The following is a 2309-nucleotide window of genomic DNA, read 5'->3' as shown; positions in this document are numbered from 1 at the left end:
CAAATTGTGACTAATACATGTTATCAATCCTTCGCGAATCCATTCATGACAACCGATTTATACGTCTCGTGTCCAGTATGCTCCGCGCCGGATATTTTGAAGACTGGCGATATAACAAAACCCTCAGCGGAACCCCGCAGGGGTCATTATGCGAAGCTGTACATAATCCCCCTTGCGGCGTACCTTTCTCGCGCGCTAGCCTCTCTCCGGTAGCGTGCACCATCGGCGCCGTTAACCAGCGTTCAATGTACAGACAGATCCACGGACTATTTGTATGTTTCCTCACCGCTTTCATGAGCAGGTCATGAGGAATATTGTCAAACAACCCTTTGATATCGAACTCCAGCACCCAGTCTTGCTGCCAGCATCGCTGCCTTGTGATCCTGATGGCTTCAATCGCCGATTTATTCGGACGATACCCGTAAGAATCCGGCAAGAAGAGCGGCTCAACCTGAGGTTCAAAGTGCAACCTGACCACCATTTGCACCACACGATCTGCCACCGTCGGGATCCCCAACAGACGTTCACCACCCGATTTCTTTGGAATGGCGACACCTTTGACTGCCGGTGGGTAGTAACTGCCTGAGGATAGACGATTCCAAAGCTTGTACAAATTGCCCTTCAGGTCTGATTCAAAATCTGCGATGGTTTGACCATCCACGCCTGCCGCGTCCTGATTGGCTTTCACCAGTAACCAGGCGCGGACGACCTCCTTTTTATCAATGACAAACGGTTTTGCCTTGCTTCCTGAACCTCCTCCTGTATGACAGTTGGGTTCTGGATCAGGCTGTCTGACGTGACCCCTTCGCTCCACGTTCATTACAAACATTTCCTCACTACTACGAGTCACTCCGCCCCTGTATCACGCTTTGGTACTCTCATGCTTGCCAATTCAGTGACTTGCATTTCTCCCTTGACATCGTGATGACAGGTTCCCGCAGTTCCCAGAAAGAGCCTGATACAAAGTCACGCCCACTTTACGCCGGACACCACCTGCGCAGCATTCGGACTTCACTCGCAGATTTATTCCGAGGTCTAGACGCGCCCTCGGTTTTGATGTCAATTCTCTGGATTACGACGCGTCCACATGGGTTCGGTTTTACTCGTCTCTTTGTATCTTACCTGCTGAACTAATGTTCAACTTTTCCTCAAACGCTCACGACCACCGCTCTTTACGGCAGCCGCTTGAGGGGGTTTGGAACCGACTTCCGACAGCAGACTCCGGTGGGCCTACCACCATCTCTTCCTGAGCTTATGCCACAATCCTGCGCTTATTCCTTATGCGACAAGCTTGTGTGCCTGCGGCACACCATCCAGTACCCAGTGTAAACTATTTTCGATAGCCCCATGTTGTCTTATGGCACCTAGTTGAAAGGCGGGAGAATCATGACAACGGCTTAAATAATAACGAAAATCAGAGGTCACTGTGTCAGAATAGCGTTCTTGTCGTATCGTTTCCGTTACCAGAAGAGCCTGAATATCTGGCCAAGAACTTAAGTATTTTGTTTCTGAGGTCAGCGGCAGAACCCACACGAGCATGAACAAAGAGATTATATCCGCTGTGGTGAATCCAGTTATTACAACGGGCTGTTCGTCGATGGATCAGGTTTTTTAAGGAAGGTGAATCCGCATTTGTCAGAAAATGATATTCTTATCCCGTGTCAGTGCTGTACGCATACATTTAACGGGGTTCCTATTCACCGCTGATTCAGTTAATTTTCACCATGGGAAAAAGAGTTAAGTACAGTATTTAACGCGCTTTTTCTGCATGTTATCCCTTTCAGCATTAATGAAAAGGGTCACAATCCGTGGTGCAAAAAATCCAGTCCACTTGGTACAACAGAGCAAAATCTCTGATTGTCAGCTTGTTGAGCCTGTCACTCAGTTTTCCGGGTCAGGCTCTGCCAGAAGAGCAAATCCAAGACCCGCAGGGACAAAAACTGGCCGAAATCACCACCCAATGGGGGCAACTGGCTCAATCGCAATCCCCTGACGAAGCGGCAAAAACAATAGTTGGCCAGCAGTTATCGTCGGCGGTGACATCAACACTGACACCCTGGTTGAACCAATATGGCAATGCCCGTCTCACTCTCCCTTTCGACAGCCACCTTTCGGTAAAAGACGTTTCATTTGATGGGTTATTGCCTTTTTATCAATCGGTTTCAGGTACGGCATTCAGTCAGCTCGGAGTAAAAACCCACCACGGTCAGACAACAACGGCAGTCGGATTCGGCTATCGCTATGTCGTCGATAATGGGTTATGGGGTACTAATGTCTTCTGGGATGCATTGTGGCCGGAGCAGCATCAC

2 protein-coding genes and 1 pseudogene are annotated in these 2309 nt (G+C 49.1%); 1 reads left to right on the top strand and 2 read right to left on the bottom strand.

The genetic code is table 11. From position 1 onward, the window contains the following. Positions 1-157 precede the first annotated feature (157 nt). Positions 158-820: pseudogene (locus ABLA85_RS18750) on the bottom strand (reverse transcriptase domain-containing protein); the annotation flags it as partial. Between the two features lie 458 nt (positions 821-1278). After that, positions 1279-1539, bottom strand: a complete 261-nt coding sequence (locus ABLA85_RS18745) for a hypothetical protein (RefSeq protein WP_367965817.1) — start codon at positions 1537-1539, stop codon at positions 1279-1281. Between the two features lie 269 nt (positions 1540-1808). On the opposite strand from ABLA85_RS18745, the gene ABLA85_RS18740 reads away from it, so the two are divergent. Continuing rightward, the coding region (locus ABLA85_RS18740; protein ID WP_367965816.1) for an inverse autotransporter beta domain-containing protein at positions 1809-2309 on the top strand (501 nt) is incomplete at its 3' end.

This window comes from Xenorhabdus sp. SGI246 (genome assembly GCF_040838225.1).
GTDB classification, from domain to species: Bacteria; Pseudomonadota; Gammaproteobacteria; order Enterobacterales; family Enterobacteriaceae; genus Xenorhabdus; species Xenorhabdus indica.
Note: the sequence above shows the minus strand (reverse complement) of the source record. Positions and strands in the feature narration are given on the sequence as shown.

What these genes read in the sequence shown, in the direction of transcription:
- ABLA85_RS18745 (WP_367965817.1), bottom strand. Translation starts at nt 1,539, where the DNA reads ATGCTCGTGTGGGTTCTGCCGCTGACCTCAGAAACAAAATACTTAAGT.